Origin of the sequence: Gloeothece verrucosa PCC 7822 (assembly GCF_000147335.1) — a bacterium.
GTDB lineage: Bacteria > Cyanobacteriota > Cyanobacteriia > Cyanobacteriales > Microcystaceae > Gloeothece > Gloeothece verrucosa.
Genome location: NC_014501.1, coordinates 4,533,513 through 4,550,226, shown reverse-complemented (window position 1 = coordinate 4,550,226; position 16,714 = coordinate 4,533,513). Strand labels below are relative to the sequence as shown.

14 protein-coding genes are annotated in these 16,714 nt (G+C 39.6%); 7 read left to right on the top strand and 7 right to left on the bottom strand.

Going from position 1 to position 16,714, the window contains the following annotated elements; translation table 11 throughout:
- Nucleotides 1–63 precede the first annotated feature (63 nt).
- Entirely contained in the window at nt 64–462 is a 399-nt protein-coding gene (locus tag CYAN7822_RS20255; RefSeq protein WP_013324120.1) for a hypothetical protein, read from the bottom strand.
- Nucleotides 463–1,031: 569 nt separating this feature from the next.
- Between CYAN7822_RS20255 and CYAN7822_RS20250 the strand changes: the two genes are divergently transcribed.
- Both CYAN7822_RS20250 and CYAN7822_RS20245 read left to right on the top strand, forming a co-directional pair.
- The gene (locus CYAN7822_RS20250; RefSeq protein ID WP_013324119.1) at nt 1,032–1,220 is read left to right on the top strand and encodes a hypothetical protein; all 189 of its coding nucleotides are present in this window, start codon (nt 1,032–1,034) and stop codon (nt 1,218–1,220) included.
- A gap of 274 nt (nt 1,221–1,494) precedes the next feature.
- Nucleotides 1,495–1,842 (top strand): hypothetical protein, encoded by a 348-nt coding sequence (locus CYAN7822_RS20245; RefSeq protein WP_013324118.1) that lies wholly within the window; start codon nt 1,495–1,497, stop codon nt 1,840–1,842.
- A gap of 131 nt (nt 1,843–1,973) precedes the next feature.
- Here CYAN7822_RS20245 and CYAN7822_RS20240 read toward each other — a convergent pair whose 3' ends face one another.
- The 4 genes from CYAN7822_RS20240 to CYAN7822_RS20225 form a co-directional block, all read right to left on the bottom strand.
- Nucleotides 1,974–2,393, bottom strand: coding sequence for a hypothetical protein (locus tag CYAN7822_RS20240; protein WP_013324117.1), 420 nt, complete (start codon nt 2,391–2,393; stop codon nt 1,974–1,976).
- A gap of 787 nt (nt 2,394–3,180) precedes the next feature.
- Nucleotides 3,181–6,765 carry an AAA-like domain-containing protein gene (locus tag CYAN7822_RS20235; protein ID WP_013324116.1) on the bottom strand — a complete coding sequence of 1,195 codons (3,585 nt, stop codon included), beginning with the start codon at nt 6,763–6,765 and terminating at the stop codon, nt 3,181–3,183.
- Between the two features lie 40 nt (nt 6,766–6,805).
- On the bottom strand, nt 6,806–8,224 hold the full coding sequence (locus CYAN7822_RS20230) for an AAA-like domain-containing protein (protein WP_013324115.1): 1,419 nt from the start codon (nt 8,222–8,224) through the stop codon (nt 6,806–6,808).
- Between the two features lie 629 nt (nt 8,225–8,853).
- Nucleotides 8,854–9,828, bottom strand: coding sequence for a bestrophin family protein (locus CYAN7822_RS20225; RefSeq protein WP_013324114.1), 975 nt, complete (start codon nt 9,826–9,828; stop codon nt 8,854–8,856).
- Nucleotides 9,829–10,373: 545 nt separating this feature from the next.
- On the opposite strand from CYAN7822_RS20225, the gene CYAN7822_RS39555 reads away from it, so the two are divergent.
- From CYAN7822_RS39555 to CYAN7822_RS34725, 3 genes are all read left to right on the top strand, one after another.
- Nucleotides 10,374–11,456, top strand: a complete 1,083-nt coding sequence (locus CYAN7822_RS39555; protein WP_049802601.1) for a pentapeptide repeat-containing protein — start codon at nt 10,374–10,376, stop codon at nt 11,454–11,456.
- The gene (locus CYAN7822_RS39545) at nt 11,440–12,054 is read left to right on the top strand and encodes a pentapeptide repeat-containing protein (RefSeq protein ID WP_083786937.1); all 615 of its coding nucleotides are present in this window, start codon (nt 11,440–11,442) and stop codon (nt 12,052–12,054) included. The genes CYAN7822_RS39555 and CYAN7822_RS39545 overlap by 17 nt, the downstream gene beginning before the upstream one ends.
- Nucleotides 12,055–12,441: 387 nt before the next feature.
- Nucleotides 12,442–12,807, top strand: a complete 366-nt coding sequence (locus CYAN7822_RS34725; RefSeq protein WP_013324113.1) for a hypothetical protein — start codon at nt 12,442–12,444, stop codon at nt 12,805–12,807.
- Nucleotides 12,808–12,876: 69 nt separating this feature from the next.
- Here the strand turns inward: CYAN7822_RS34725 and CYAN7822_RS20210 are convergent, their stop codons facing one another.
- Together CYAN7822_RS20210 and petJ are read right to left on the bottom strand one after the other, a co-directional pair.
- Nucleotides 12,877–13,800, bottom strand: a complete 924-nt coding sequence (locus CYAN7822_RS20210) for a tetratricopeptide repeat protein (RefSeq protein WP_013324112.1) — start codon at nt 13,798–13,800, stop codon at nt 12,877–12,879.
- Between the two features lie 134 nt (nt 13,801–13,934).
- Nucleotides 13,935–14,273: a cytochrome c6 PetJ gene (petJ, locus tag CYAN7822_RS20205; RefSeq protein ID WP_013324111.1), complete on the bottom strand. Its 339-nt coding sequence runs from the start codon at nt 14,271–14,273 to the stop codon at nt 13,935–13,937.
- A gap of 255 nt (nt 14,274–14,528) precedes the next feature.
- On the opposite strand from petJ, the gene CYAN7822_RS20200 reads away from it, so the two are divergent.
- Entirely contained in the window at nt 14,529–15,764 is a 1,236-nt protein-coding gene (locus CYAN7822_RS20200) for a molybdopterin molybdotransferase MoeA (RefSeq protein ID WP_013324110.1), read from the top strand.
- A gap of 431 nt (nt 15,765–16,195) precedes the next feature.
- Nucleotides 16,196–16,606 (top strand): DUF29 domain-containing protein, encoded by a 411-nt coding sequence (locus tag CYAN7822_RS20195; RefSeq protein WP_013324109.1) that lies wholly within the window; start codon nt 16,196–16,198, stop codon nt 16,604–16,606.
- Nucleotides 16,607–16,714 lie beyond the last annotated feature (108 nt).

The following is a 16,714-nucleotide window of genomic DNA, read 5'->3' as shown; positions in this document are numbered from 1 at the left end:
ATTCTTGGCATTTTGGCTTTCCCTAAAATCTCAGGAGTACCTATTTGGGTTTTTTATCGGGATTTAAAAGTGAGCAAATGGGATTTTGGACGAGGGCGGGTTATAATCCCCCTGAGTTGCTGATTGCCAGTCTTTTTGCTCTTGTTGCCAATTAGGAGAAGCTACATCTGGCTTGCTTTTATCATTGACTTGATAGATAGAGCCTTCAGAGATGTCTGAACTGTTGTTATCTCCTCCCATTCCCCACCATTGGTTGTTATTGTTGCCGCTAATTTCTCCTAAATCTTTTTGAGTGCCGCTCGGGGTTTCTAAGGGTTTAACGTTTTCAACAGAAATAACGGGTGTTTCTTCTACTGAAGTCGACGGGATTTCAGATGCCCCTAAAGGACGTGAACCCGTAAAAATCTCTATTGTTATAGCAATTAAGCCTATAATAACGACTTTTGTATATTGCTCTTTCATGCTCAAAACACTCCTAATTATTTCTATCAACTTAATTCAATTGACTTCAAGCTTGTTGAGATTTATCGTTCTATCTCAGCAAAATTTTTCAATGGTACTCTTTTACTAATCAAGAGTCTCCATCCGAAATTAATTTATCTGCGCGAAAATTTTATACACTCCTCTACCCTTTAGCACAGATAATTTTGTTGCAAGTAACTTGGCTCTATTATATTCGACAATCTCCGGCCAGATGAATGATCAGATACAATATTATATTTTTTTAGGATTTTAAAATAAAAACACAGAAGCACATCGAAGTCTTTCCTTGTTTCGACCTCAGAGGCTTCTGTAATTTTCTCCCCACACACAAATTATTTAAATTTGTCTTTTTAATATAACTATATGTCACGCTCCCACCTGGGTTCCTCAAGGTGGACAGTTTTTCAACTGTCCTAGTGATGAGCGGCTCCCAAACCTCTCCAAAAGGAAACAGTTGTTTCATCTGATTGGGTGAAACATAAGGAGGAAGTAAAAGCTTTTATTTTATTTTAATGTGATAATTAGCAGCTAATTAGAGGTTGATGAAAATGCCAATTGTTAATGAGTACGAAGAGGAAATGATAGCTATTTTACTTCAAGAGGAGAATTTTTATCCCTGGAATCCTGCCGATCCCGAAGCGGAGGATTACTTCGAGCAACAGCAAAAAAGTTGGCCTCCTTTTGAAAGTTTAGAGTTAGAGCAACTGCCTAAAATTGAACTTTGGCAAAGTATTTAAACATCTATAAAATTCAGGCTTCCGGGTAAATTCCTTTCCCCATCCCCAGCAAGAGTGCAGATTGCCTTTTGCTTTTTGCCGTAATTGACTCAGGATGACCTATAATAACGAATTGTTGCAATTTTCGATTAAAGCAGAAAAATTTTGCTATACCTAGTAAGTATCTGTATACCAATTCTTAAATAGGTGAGGTACGACTCTGTTATTGGCTGTTCTCTAAAACATTAGATCTGTATTTCATCGAATTGAGCAACGCGATATCTGGATAAACTAAATGGTTCTCGATGGACTTAAAACCCTATGGGGAGGAATGACTGAAATGATCAACACCACTGAAGACTTAAGAAAACATCTGCGTTATACATTAGAACAGGGAGGAGTAACTCAAATAGATTTACTCGATGCTAATGAAAATACTACTTGTTCTTTATTTGCTTTGATTATTAATAGCTCAATTGGCGGCAATGAATTATTAATAAACAGTAATTCTTCTCCTTTTCCTGGTCAAAAAATTAACGTCACATTTCCTCAATTAGGAATTTTACAGGCTCAAATTATTTGGACTAAACATTTAGAAAAAAATATTTATCGCTTAGGAATTGAATATCTTAAGGACAAATAATACTATAATTAGTCGGACATAAATACATATCTCTATAGGTAATCAATAGGGAAAGCGAGAGATTAACTTACTTATGATTAAACTCTCGCACTAACATACTCAGCTAAAAAATATAACCCAGTGATGTGAGTTTAATTAAACTCACGATACTCGTCGACTTTAATGACGGAAATAGTTACATTTCCCGCGTTATCTTTAACTTCGGTATCAAAGAAAAACGCCGTAACTTTTGCCGGTTCTGATACAGCTAAGGTAATGGTATCGTCATAACCATTTAAACTTGACCAAGAGGCCTTAACTTGCTTATTAGTTTTTAAGTTCTTGAACTTACCGCCATAAATCCAAAGTAGAACTAGAGGTTCATTCTCTACATCGTTAGTATCTTTCACATAATCAAAATAACCGTCTTTAATGCGAATAACGTAAATTCCTTTTTCTAAATCGGCTGTTGCACCCTTACGCTCGATTTCTTGAATTTGGTTTTGGTTAAGCTGATAGGCATTTTTAACACTATCGACAACTAAATCTGTATTAGCTGCTAAAGTAACCATTATTTGATTCTCCTCTTATATATTCTCGTGAATTGTGTGATGGTTCTAACGAAAATTGTGACTTGTGATCCTAGAATTAACAAAAAAAATTTAATTCTAGAATTGATCGATTAATTTAGACAGTCACAAAATAGTTCAATGCAGTTACTCCTGTCATCAACAACTATTTGTAGAAGGTTTTTCCAGGCTCAAGAATCTTCAATTCTTGCAGGGTGTCGTTGATAGCATCTACCAGGCCGATATCTGGCGGCGTGCTTAATACTCGACGTAGGGATAGATAAAAGCTAATCTATCCAAAGGCAAGTTCATCAGATTTTTAGCCGCCTGTGACAATTTTTTGGGCGTATTTGTTGAACTTACTTTCAATAAAAGTTGTTAGGTCCATACAATTTTCTAGCTGATGTAAAGGTTAGAGTTTTTGACATGGGTAAATAAGAATGCAGTAGGGTAAGTTTGACAGAATGATTAGCCTGAACTGCCTAAAATATGCCAAGACAAATCACTAAAAGCGATTGCTCGGCTTACTGTACCCTACGCATACTTAATCTGCAAGAAAGTAGAGCCTGTTAATCATTATTTGACTGTCTGAAAAGCGCGATAGCAAAGCATAAATTGATTGCTTAATCGCTCCTCTCAAGATGCTGTATCTATCATCTCTCCCTCATCGGAAAAAAGCAAGGAAAGATAAGACATTTAAGAAATTTTTTCAGAGGACAGTTAAGACAGTTAAGCTCAAAATCATTGTTATATCTTAACTAGGCAAGAAGTTAACTATAGTTTTGTCGACCTACTGATGGCATATAGCCCGCTCACTGGGTTCGAGTGTTAAATTAGTTTTTAAATAATCCTGTACTAAGTGGCAAGCCGCTCTAAGCGGCTCTAAATGGAGAATTCGCGGCAAATTCCAGAGAATGAGGCTGTTATCATCTCCCACTGAGGCGAGAAAAGCCCCATCTGGACTGATAGCGATGGCTCTAACGGCAGCAGTATGGCCGCTGAGGGTGGTTAATTCTGTACCATCCGGTTTCCAAAGTTTTATTGTCGTGTCAACGCTTCCAGAAGCAATAATTTTTCCGTCGGGACTAAAATCCACCCCCCAAACCGCCGCCTGATGACCGATGAATGTTTTCAAGAGTTTGCCCTCTAGATTCCAGAGTTTAACTCGATTGTCCCCACTGCCGGTGGCGATCATTTGACCATCACGACTAAAGGCCACTCCCCAAACCGCAGAGGTATGACCGGCCAGGGTTCTGAATAATTTTCCCTCCCGAGTCCATAGTTTAGCGGTACCATCGCTACTCGCTGAGGCCAATAGGCGGCTATCTGGACTAAATTTCAGTTGCCAAATTTCTGCTTGATGTCCTCTGAGAATTTTCGGTTTTGAGCGAGAAAAATTGCCCTGCCTGAGTTGAATGGTTCTATTCAAATAGGCTGTAGCTAAGGTTTTTTGGTCCGGACTCAAAGCCACTGTCAACAGATTTTTATTAGGGTCTTGATAAGTAGCCGCACTCGTTCCGTCCGGCTGCCAAAAGTATACGGTATTATCTTCGTCAGCAAAAGCGATCACTCTGGACTCCTCAGTAAAGGAAATCCCAGAAATGGTGGCTCGCAAACTGGGAAAAGTTTTCAGTAATTGACCGGAGCGGCTCCACAGTTTAGTGGTATTTTCGTGACTGAGGGTAACTATCATAGAACTGTCGGGACTGATGGCCACTGACCAAGTTCCGGCTTGATGAGCGACCATCGTTTTTTGGAATGGGTTCTCACTTTGCCACAATTTAACGAGATTTTCTGTTCCCGCCGAGGCGATAAAACTCCCATCAGGACTCCAGGTCACGCCCCAAACAGATGTACTGTGTCCTCGGAGGGTTCTAAGTTCTGTGCCATCGATGCTCCAAAGTTTAATGGTTTTATCGAGACTCGCAGAAGCCAAGGTGCGCCGATCTGGACTAAAGGCCACGCCCCAAATACCGGCCGTGTGGCCGCTGAGGGTTTTCAAGAGGTGATAAGTTTTGTCTGTGTCGTCTCGCTGCCAAAGCTTGACGGTTTTATCTTCGCTCGAGGAAGCAAGCATCTTGCTGTCAGGGCTAAAAGCCACACCGGCCACCCAACCGTTATGACCAGAAAGCGTTTGCAAGGGTTTGGCTTGCCAACCGGTGCTGTCTCGTTTCCAGAGTTTTACGGTTCTATCTAGACTAGCGGCAGCCACGATCTGATTATCTGGACTAAAGGCCACTCCCCAAAACGGTGATCTGTAACCGGCAAAGGTGATGACTAAGCTACAGTCTCGCTTCCAGAGTTTGACGGTTTTGTCGAAACTCGCAGAAGCGATAGTTTTACCATCTCCACTCCAGGCAATTCCCCAAATCCCTCCTTGATGAGCTTGAATGGTCTTAAAAAGATGGTATGTCCGGTCTGGGTTTCGTTTCCAGAGGAGCATTTTGCCGTTGTCGTCTCCAGAAACCAGCAGTTGACCGTCAGGGCTAAAATTGACGGCTCTAACAATGGCGTGATGACCGCTTAAGCTGGCGTATAATGTTCCATCCCTTCCCCAAAGCTTGACGGTTTGGTCCACACTGGCTGAGGCAATGATAGAACTGTCAGGACTGACGGCCACGGCTAAAACCGCCGCTTTATGTCCCCAAAAACGATTATATTCATCGGCTCCATATATCGCATCGCGCAATACATGGGTTACCTGACTATCAAGCTTTGGGCTGACGCTGCCGAGTTTTTGTAATCTTTCTTTGGCTTTGATGGCTTCGATCAGAGCATCTAAGCGGCGATTCGAGGCAAATAGCCCCTCTGAAGAGGAAACTAGCGCTTTAATTTCGCTAACTCTAGCTTGTTGTTCACTTTTTAAGGTTTGACTATAGAGTTGAAAAATTACTAGGCTTAAGGCGCTAGAAACGATTAAGCCGATTCCTACAGCAATTAGGATAAGTCTTTGGAATTTAGCCGTTTTTTTTTCCTGCGCGAGCCGATATTCAGCTTCTTGAGCGCGAGCGGCTTCTAAGGCCATTTGGATTTGTCGTTGTTGCCATTGCTGACTAGCGGCTAAAAACTGATAATCTAAATCGCTGAGACTTTTACCCTGTGACCAGTTTTGAGCATCGATTAATGCCTGCCCTCGCAGCAGACGGGATTCATCTTGGAAGTTTGAGGCGACCCAAGCATTAAAGGTTTGGGAGTAAGGGCGGAGGTTGTCGAGTTGTTTGGTCACCCATTCGCTATTAAAAACCAGTCGGTAGATGGGATTTTTGATACGTAGATAACCTTTATGCTTCTCGACTAAGCCGGATAATAGGAGGTCGCTTTGTTCTTTACTATCATCGGCGACGACGGAAAGATAAGCCGATGAAAGCTCATGGAGATTATTTTTAAGGTCGAGACTTACCCCGACCTCAGCTTGTAATATGCGCTGATAAAGTCCTAATAATCGTCCGGCTTTGGCTTCATTAAACAGGATACGGTCGCGGATGGTGCGTAGGTGTTCAGGTTCGTCTTGTGATTCCCAGTGTTGAATAATACGCTCTTGTACCAGTTGCTCTACCCAAAAATCTTCTGTTCCTCGAGGTAGAATAATACTTCCGTCTTTGGCTTCTAAAGCGGCTTGAACCACTAAGCTACAAATTTTTTGCGTGAGAAAGGGCTGTCCGCCACTCCAGTGTATAATCTTTTGCAGCACGACTTGCGGCTGGCTAACCACTCCTTGTAACCCTTGTAATAAAGAATAGGTTTCATGGGGTTGAAAACCATATAGTTCGATGGCTTTACCAATGTTAAAGGGGGTTCGGCGTTTGTCGGCGATCAGGTCCGAAGGACTCGCGACTCCAAATAAGGCAAAGCTCAAGCGCTTAAAGTTGGGGTTTTGTGCCCGTAAGTTATAACAATGACGAATCCAAGCAAAAAAGTCATTGACAGAAAATTTTAAACTGAGTAAACTATCAATCTCATCGATGAAGATGAAAATGCGCTCGCTGTTCACCCCAGGTAGTAGAAGATGTTCAACGAATTGATGGAGGCGTTGTACAGGAGAAAGTTCGGTTTGTTGTGCCCACCAGTCTTTAAAATTGATTTGTTCTGCTAGATTTAAGCTATAAAATAAACTGATAATAATTCCTTTATACCATTGTATCGGGGTTGTTTCCTCGCTTCCCAAGCGCGTGATATCAAGATAAGCACACCGATAACCTTCTTTTTCTAAACGATCACTGGTTCGTTGTAATAAAGATGACTTACCCATCTGGCGGGAGTTTAAAACATAACAAAAATCTCCTGCTTTCAGGGCAGTATAAAGTTGCTCGTCTGAGGAACGAACAACATAAGTCGGATCATCACATCGGAGACTGCCACCAACCTGATATCTCATTGTTCATTGTGATTAAAAAAAAGTAAGAGATAACGATAAACTAATTTTTCGATAATTGCCTTAGAAAATAATTACGGTAAAGTTCACAACTTGGTATGACATTATTACCTTTATATGTGATTAATCCTAAACTTTCAAGTTTGTAAGTTTCAAGCGGATTTAGAGAAATACTGGTTTGTGCCCTGACAACTTTGGCATAAGCTTCAAGGAGAGAAGGATTTTCTTGCAGTTTCACCCAATGTCGCCATAAATGATAACGGTAAATCCCTCCGTTGACAAGCGCCTCCTGGAGTATATTATTTAAAGGGATTTGTTGAGAACAGATGTAATATAAGGTAATTTGAATCAATAATGGATGTCCTCCTACTACTGACATGAGTTGAGAAGCCTCTTGAGTGGAATACCAGTCTAGTCCATATCGTTTCGCTAATTCTTGTATCTGTTGCCGCGTAAATTCTGGCAAACGCAAGGGTAAACCGACGTTAAAGGGAGAGCGGTTGAGGTCTATCGATATATAAGCTTCTGTAGAATAAACGACAATTAATCTTAGTTTTTGCCAGTCTGTATCTCGTCGGGCTTCTTCATACCATGAGCGTAACAAAGGAAAAAATTCTTGAGCCAGTTGAGGATATTCAAAAAGGCAATCTACTTCTTCTAGTACCAAAATTAGGGGATGATTGATCTGCTTGAGCAAGTAGTTTTTGAAATAAAAAGTGCAACTTAACTTACTGCCAATTTCTTCATCCCAATTGTCATCTAATTTAGGTTCAATCCCTAATTCCTTGGCAACTCCGTTACAAAAACACCGTAAAAATTTATTTAAATCGGTGAGATGATTATAATCAATTTGATTACAATTAAGTTTTACTGTGTAATAGTGTTGCTGTTTTGCCAAAGCTAATAGTCTTACTACTAAAGAACTTTTTCCCATTTCTTTTGGGGCCCGAATTCGCAGCACACAGCCTCTTTGATTGATTTCTTGATAAGCTAATTTTTCAATAGGTGGGCGTTCGATATATAGAGGAGAATCGAAAGCAATGGGCCCATCGGGGAATGATACAGTATAAGTTAAATTATCAGATTCTTTTACACTAAAAGAGTGTTCACGCCTAGATTCAAAAAAGTCTATGTCTTGTTCGTCAAGAGAGTTGCCCCAAATCAGATCATCTGTACTGATTTTATCGAGATCGCTGCTAATATTGTAATCTGCACTCTCCAATTCCAAATTAAAGGCGCTAAAACATAATTTCAGCGTTCTGTGATCCACACTGGCTTTTAATGACCATAATCGACTTAAGGTTTTGGGAGAAATATTAATCCGTGCGCTTAGTTCTTCGAGTGTGAAGCGCTGACCATGATTTTCTGCTATCTCTACAGCTAGAATTGCCGCTTGCAAACGCTTTAAACCCGCAGAGGTCAGAATAACTCCCCGTTTTCGTTTGGTTTTTGCTCGTTCCATCTCCTCATTATACTGCTTAGTCTTTTGTGTCTTAATTGTCTTCTATTTACTAAATTTTCACAATGAATTATTTTAATGTCTCCTTAAGTGTCTTATAATTACCTTGAGTTTTCTCTCTAAAAACGAGATGATATTTAAGGTTATACTTGAAAGCCGATCATTATATCACAATGTCAACCCAACTGATATAAAGAATTTCAGGTAATCATATCTATATATCCTTTAAACTTCCAGGCCTGTTATTAAACAAGATGGCTTTGGCAAGACTAAAGGAAGATATATACATGGCTAGAAACGCTTAATAAGTATGTTCTTAGGAGGAAAGCCACCGTTAATCCCTACGGAAAATCTTATTCTCCCTAATTTTTTAGCATTTGTCAATTATCTCATCATTCAAGGCCAAGAAACTCAAATAAAAAAATAAATTATTTTTATCTACTAATCACTATCTTGAAAATCGAGCCAGAAATTCTGCGAATTTTTTTAAAAATCTATTTTATTAGTTATTAAATCATCAAGCCTGTCTATCAGAATTTCAAAAAATCAAAGCTTTATATCTCATAAATAAAACATTAAGTTCCCCTCTGCTAACATACCCAACAAAATGTACCTCATTAATGTGAGAAAGGCTATAGACTTTTATCTATCATTTCAACCGAGAGATTTTCAGAAAGGTGAGGGAGACAAAAATCTTGGTTTTTGTACTGGTTTTCTCCAAAAGCGATCACACTGTTAATATTATTGAGAATAGTTTGACAAATCTCATCAAGCGGTAAATCTGGGTCATCATTGCCAAAAGGATTTTCTATTTGAGTAGCGATTTCTTCTACACTGAGTAAGATTAAACTAATAAAGATGACAGTGAAACCGGTCCACCAATGAATTTTATCGACTAAACTAAATGGTAAAAATCCGCAATAAATCAGCAGTAATTTTTTGATAAAGCTACGGTAGAAAAAAGGAATAGGTGTTGTTCTGATGCGGTCACAACTGGTTAAGCCAGCCACCAATTCATTGAGTAAGCTAATCATCATTACCTGTTGATTGCTATCGATTTTTTGTTGTTGATAGGCTTGCTGAAGATAAGTGCTAATCCAGAAGCAAATTTCTAAAGGTGGATTGTTCGCTTTTTCTAAGGCGATAATCTGATGTTTCTCCATCAAATCATCTAGTTCATGATTGATACTTTGTCGTCGTAAATAGAGTTTAGTCGTTATAACAAAAGCTCCTAATAGCTTCAAAATAGCTTTTTTATCGGGTTTTTGGGGTTCAATTTCTTCACTAATCTGAATTTGAATTTCTCGAGCCAGGTTACGAACATTAACGGTAATTTTTCCCCAATGGTTGCGCCCTTGCCAAAAACGCTCATAGGCAGTATTTGTGCGAAAAACTAACAATAAACCTAAGACTAAATTACAGGCTACATTAGTGGTTATATCGCCAATTCCTTGCCAGGGCTTCCAGAGTTCCCAAAAATCTAAGATAGTGACACTTACTCCGATAAATCCAAACACTAAAACTGACGGTAATATATTTAGCCAAAACTTGCTATCTTTTAGTTCGATTGCATCCTTAAACCAACTGAACCAGCCCCAAGAAAACATATAAATCGACAACCCTATCGCTATTTGTGTTAATTATCTCAACAAAGGGACTTTTTAGCATCGGTGAAACCGGCATAAAACCTGTCTATTTTAGCTTTTTTGGCATATTTACCCTTTTTTAGGCTAATGGATTTCACTTTTGCCGCTCTTTTGGCTTCTGGGAGATAACAGCCTAGCGGGGAGGGCGGAGTTGATAATTAACATAAAAGTTGTGTACAAAATTTTTCTGGATTTCTTCACATTTTCAACACCTAATTGTGGGCCTTCAATTTGTTAGAGGATCACATCTCGGCTGTAACATCACTACATATTTACCATTACAATCATCCGTAAGTTTCTCAAGTTCCTTATTAGCCGGAAATAGTGCGATCACCCACTCACCTGCTCAAAAACCTATAGAGCAACCTGAAAAGCCTTAAAAACTAATTCATCCTTAATTTATGTTAAATTACACCAAATAAGATTGCCGCTAGTGAAATTGTAGATTATCTTGGAGTCAGCTATAGAGTAAGTATTACCCACTAATACTTTTAACAATAAAGGCGATGAAAGTCAGTGAGGTTTTAAAACGTTATGCAGCAGGAGATAGGGATTTCCGAAGGGTAAACCTAAGAGGACAATCCTTTAAAGGTGCTGATCTAAGCGGTGCAGATTTTAGTCACGCAGATATTGAAGGAACGAATTTTCAAGGTGCTATCTTACGGGGAACTAAGTTCTGTGGGGCAAAGGCAGGACTACAAAAGCACTGGACTCTTATACTACGATTAGTTTCATGGATAATATCAGGAATAGCAGGATTTATATTGGCTTTTACTGGAGTTTTAGTTTCATCCATCTTTGACAATTCTAGTTTACAAAATCAGGTTATAGGTTGGGTGTTTTTGGGGGTATTAATTGTTATTTTTGCTGTCTTTATACGCCAAGGTATAGGACGAGTAGGACCAGTAGGAGGAGTCGGAGGAGTCGGACGAGTCGGACGAGTCGGAGGAGTAGGACGAGTCGCAGAAGTCTTCGCCGGAACCTTACTCTACGGTTTCCTCTTCGCCGTCAGCGTCGCCGTCATTTTGGGCGAAGACTTCACCTCCTATTTACCCTTCTTCTTAGTCTTCTTTTTCGTCTTCTTTTCGGCCTTCCCTTTCAGTACCGCCGTTACCATCGCCGTCACCTTCGCCGTCCCCTTCGCCGTCCCCTTCAGTGCCGCCTTCAGCCCCGCCTTCGCCTTCACCTTCGCCTTCGCCGTCGATGGAGCCTTCGCTTTCGCCTTCGCTTTCGCCGTCTTTGTCCTCGCCTTTGCCACCGGTGGGGCGGTCGCCTTTGCCTTTGCCTTTGCCGGGCTGCTAGTCAGCACTTATCTTGGCTGGCGTGCGATGAAAGGAGATCCTAGAGATGTTTGGGTTCGTACTATTGCGGTAGCCTTCGCCGCCACTGGAGGGACAACCTTTAAAGATGCTGATTTAACCGATGCTGACTTTAGCGGAGCTACTCTTGATAGCACTGACTTAAGAGCAAAAAGCCTCATCCGTACCTGTTTTAAAGATACTATCAAACTCATTCAAGCTCGAGCCGGTAAAACCCTCCTCGCTGATTCTAATGTAAGAGAATTATTAGTGACTGGGTCGGGGTTATAAAAAATCCTATATTAAAGCCAACCTTAGAGGTGCTTATTTAGCCGGAGCCAACCTCACTCATGCAAACCTCAAACTTGCAGATCTCGCAGAAGCTAACTTACACCAAGCAAACTTAGAAGGGGCAAACCTCACCCAAGTTAACGCCATTGGGACAGATTTTACCAGAGCCAGCATGACAGGCGCTTGTCTAGAAGCGTGGAATATTGAAAGTAGCTCTCTTCTCGATGAGGTTGACTGCCGCTTTGTCTATCTCAAAGAACACCCCAAACCCGGAACCGACGATCAGGAGCGCCGTCCTAGTAGTGGAGGCTTTCAAGCGGGAGAATTTAGCAAACTTTTCGAGGAAGTTATCGATACTGTTGATTTAATTTTTCGCAACGGGATAGACTCGAAAGCGTTTGTTAATGCTTTAAGAGATGTAGAGGTAAAAAATGAAAACACTCCCTTAACCGTCCAAAGTATAGAGAATAAAGGGGATGGGGTGTTAATACTTAAAGTTACTGTACCCCCGAATAAGGATAAAGAGAAGATCCATCAAGAATTTATTGAATTTTACGAGCATCAACTTCTAGAGCAAAAACAGAAATACGAAGCCTAGGAAGTTGAAAATCAAGGGATAATTTTTAAGTTAAAAATTTATTTTATGTAGGCGCGGCGCAGCGATAATCTAACTTAAGTTAGATTTTTGGGTTTCACTCAAAATCATCAACATTAATTCTGTTGCTCAATCTACCAATGTAGACAGACGGAGAAATCATAAATTTCTTCTTTAAGGCAGAAGTTTATCCATGCCTACCACCGTAATTTTAAATAAGATAAGATAAGTGAACTAGCAAAAAAACTAAAAATAGTCCATCAATTTTATACCGAGTTTCTTGCTCAGAAGGTTATTTTTTCGAGTTCGCTGTTGACGAACTATAAACTTTTCGGTTTTTTTCAGCAAAATTATTACAAATATCTTTCTAAAAAAAAGGAGATTTTTTAGATGAATTTACAGCAAATGATGTCTTTAAATAAACAAAAATCATTCGATTATTTGTTAGTAGAAACTCAAAAAGAACCCGTGCGGGATGACTTTTATAACTCCTCTTGGGACAATCCAATGAGTCTTAATTTAAATTATTGGATTTTATTAATTATTCCTACTTTATTAATTATGGCTTTTTTCATAGAGGCAAAAAAAAAATTTTTTAGTCCTCAAAACCAAGATTTAGAAAATTTTGCCGATTGTTCTTGTCAGCGTTGTAAATATTTTAGTCCAAATCCTTATTTAAAGTGTGCAGTAAATCCCAAATTAGCTTTGACAAAAGAGTCTTGTGATTGTCCATCTTTTAACCCAGATAAAAATTGATAAAAAAAGTGGGGAGCGGGATAAAACTAGCCTTCTAATTTTCCGTCAAAAAATTGAAACAAGTTCATCTTAGGACACCACAGTGCGATGAGACTGAGCAATAATTTGATGTAAATTCTCGATTAAAGCGAGAGTTTTTTGGTAACCTTCTCTGTTATTCTGCTGCTGAAACTGCTGTAAAGCTTGATTAAGGTCTTCGATAGCGGCCTGTTCGAGTCCAACTCCGTGACGTAGTAAACCTCGATTTAAATAAGCTTCTGCATATTGAGAATTTAATTGCAGTGCTTTGGTAAAATCGTTAAGGGCTTCGGTGTAGTTTTGATTGTGAAAATAGACACAGGCACGATTGTAATACAGCTTCTCGTTGCTATTATTTAACTGAATTGCCGCATCAAAATCGGCGAGTGACTGAGAAGTATTTCCCAAAAAGAAATGAGTTAAACCTTTATCAGCATAAATTAAAGCCTGTATCGTCGATGAGTCGGAAGACTGTAAAGCTTGCTCATAGTTTAAAAGAGCTTTTGGGTAGTCTTCTAAAGCAAAATAGGCTAATCCTTGATTATAATAAGCTCTATAATCATCCTTATTCCGTTCAATCACGGCTTGATACTGCTCTATAGCTTCTTGATAATTGCCTAATCTATAGGCGGCTAGTCCTCCATTTAAATAGGTTTCTAAATTATTGGGATTCAGTTGAAGAGCGGCTGTACAATCTGAGAGAGCGGCTGCATTATTTCCCAGTTGAAGATGCACTAAACACCGATTACTGTAAGCCGCCGATACCAAGTCGGATTTTAGGTTAATGACTTGTGTAAAATTGGCTAAGGCTTGCTGATAATTTTGAGTTTTAGTATTTTCTATACCTTGATAAAATAATTGCGAAGTTTGAGAAGCAAGGGAATTGGGAATGGAAAAAGCGGCTTGCTCTTGTAAAGAGAATAGAATTACTAAGGCGACAATAAAATTGAGGATAATCTTCCAACCTCGTTTCATATTCTTTCCCTCATTTAGTTTAAATACATTACAGTTAACAGTAGTCATTAGTTATGGGTTACTGTTCACTTTCTCCAGCCTATACCCTAATCTCAACTGTTAACTGTTCACGATTAACGATTAATAGTTATTTATTATTTCTTCCAACCCTTCTCTGCTGAGTCTAAAACATAGGTGGCTACATCTTCAATTTGTTCGGGCTTTAAGAGTGCTTTAAAAGATGGCATAGCGCCTTTTCCGTTGGTTACCTGAGTTTTGATTTTTTCTAAATCAAACATATCGTATTTTTCTAAATCTACTTTGCTTAAAGTTTTTTGGGCGTTGACGATATTTTTGCCGCCGGCATGGCAAGAGGCACATCTAGCACTAAAAATTTTAGCTCCACTAGCGGCATCTCCGGCGAAAGCGGGGGCAGCCCAACAAATTTGCATGAAGAGAAATGCAACTATAGCCCAACTGATTAATTTTTTCATGGTGTTCTCCCATTGTATTTATTTATCAATTACTATGATGGATAAGTTGATTTGATTTTGTCAAAAGACAAGCTGTCAAACTTGAAAGAAATATAAATTTTTTGAGTTTTTTTTTAATAAGTTATCAATGTTACTGCTTTTAAGAAAACAGACAAAAGCTTGCCCTGAGTCAAAGTCCCGAGGCATCTCGAAAGAGCAAAAGTAAAATGTTATGCTGTTTTGAAAAAGTATACTTGTTGCCTGCCCCAAAACGCCATGCTACCTGTTAACGAAGCTGAAACCCTTATTTTAGATTTAATTCAACCGCTACAAGAAACAGAGATTATTGCTCTAGAAGCCGCAGCAGGACGTATTTTAGCCCAACCGGTTACCAGTAAGCTTGATTTTCCTTATTGGGATAATTCTGCAATGGATGGGTACGCCGTTAAATATAAAGATGTGGAAGGTTGTCAGGCAGAGCAACCGGTCATTTTAGAGATCATAGAAGAAATTCCTGCCGGCAAAAAACCCGAAAAAAGCCTAAAATCCGGACAAACTGCTCGCATCTTTACCGGAGCCATGTTACCCGAAGGAGCAGATACCATTATTATGCAGGAGAATACCGAGCGTTTAGGAAACCAAGTCAAAATTTTAGCGGCTCCTTCTTTGTATAAAGCTTATGTGCGTCAAAAAGGGGAATATTATCAAGCGGGTAAGCCGCTTTTGGGGCCAGGAATTGCCATAAATGCTCCAGAAATAGCGGTTTTAGCAACGGCCCAAGCCACTCAATTAACAGTATATCGTCGTTTGAAGGTAGCAATTTTTTCGTCAGGGGATGAGTTAGTGACACCTCATCAACCTTTACAACCTGGGCAAATTGTAGATTCTAATCAATATGCTTTGGCGGCTTTTGTGGCGAGTCAGGGAGCAACAGCCATTCCTTTAGGCATTGTACCAGATGATCCAGAAAACCTCAGAGAAACCATTTCTAGGGCAATTAAGGATGCCGATGTGGTGCTATCTACTGGGGGGGTTTCTGTGGGGGAGTATGATTATATAGAGGAGATTTTAGCCACATTAGGAGCCGACATAAAAATCCGTGCAGTGGGAATTACACCCGGAAAACCTTTAACGGTTGCTCGTTTTTCTAATGGCTGTATATATTTTGGCATTCCAGGAAATCCGGTGTCAGCTTTAGTCAGTTGTTGGCGGTTTGTGCAACCGGCGATGAAAAAATTATCGGGACTTAAGGACAGTTGGAAACCTGTATTTATTAAGGCGCGGTCCCGTCATGATTTACGTTCTAAAGGCAGATTGGAAACTTATGTATGGGGAAAATTATTATTAGTTGATGGGGTTTATGAATTCGAATTAGCGGCGGGAACTCATAGTTCTGGTAATTTAATTAATTTAGCACAAACTAACGGGTTAGCTGTGATGCCTGTTGGTCAAAGTTTTGTGGGTGCCGGTGAAGAAGTTACCGTCTTGCAGGTGGGAAGTCCTTATCAATAAAAATTTTTGCTCTAGTGTCCGGTAACCCAAAAAATTTTTGCTCTAGTGTCCGGCAACTAAAAAAATTTTTGCTCTAGTGTTCGGTAAGCGAAAAAATTTTTGCTCTAGTGTCCGGTAAGCGAAAAAATTTTTGCTCTAGTGTCTGGTAACCCCCGAAAAAAATTTCTCCTGTAATGTCCGAAAAGTCTACTAACTGGTCACTTTAGGGTCTATAAGAAAAAAGAAAATTTTTGCTCTAGTGTTCAGTAACCGAAAAAATTTTTGCTCTAGTGTTCAGTAACCGAAAAAATTTTTGCTCTAGTGTTCGGTAACTGAAAAAATTTTTGCTCTAGTGTTCGGTAGCCAAAAAAATTTTTGCTCTAGTGGACTGACACAGCTAAAATGAGGCAATAGCTCCTGATGTCGGGAAAAAACAATCAGACCTAAAAAAAATGCAGACTTATGACGGAGACTTTTACCAGTGGACGGTAGAGCAAGCACAAGCTTTGCGGCAACGCGACTTGGATAGCTTAGATTGGGATAATTTAATAGAGGAGATAGAATCATTGGGAAAGAGCGATTATGCTCGAGTTAGCTCTAAGGTAATGCGAATAATCCAGCACAAACTTAAAATAGATTACGTAGCGATTCCGGAGTGTATCAAACACTGGCAGCACGAAATTAAAGTGTGGCAAAAAGATATTAAGCGGCAAATTAGCCCAAGCATGATACGTAAGTTGCTTGTAGATTTGGATGAACTTTTTTTAGACGCTAAAGACTTGGTGCTTGATGAGTATGATGTCGAGTTACCCCAAGAATGCCCTTACAGCCTTGATGAGTTGGTCAGTTCAGAAAAGCGATAATAAATAGAGAATTTATTGGGAAAATCTTAAGTATTAGCGGGGCTGGCGAGGTTCGTGGGTGATGAACTCAAAAGCTTTTAAGGCAATACTTTCAAGCTATGTAATGAC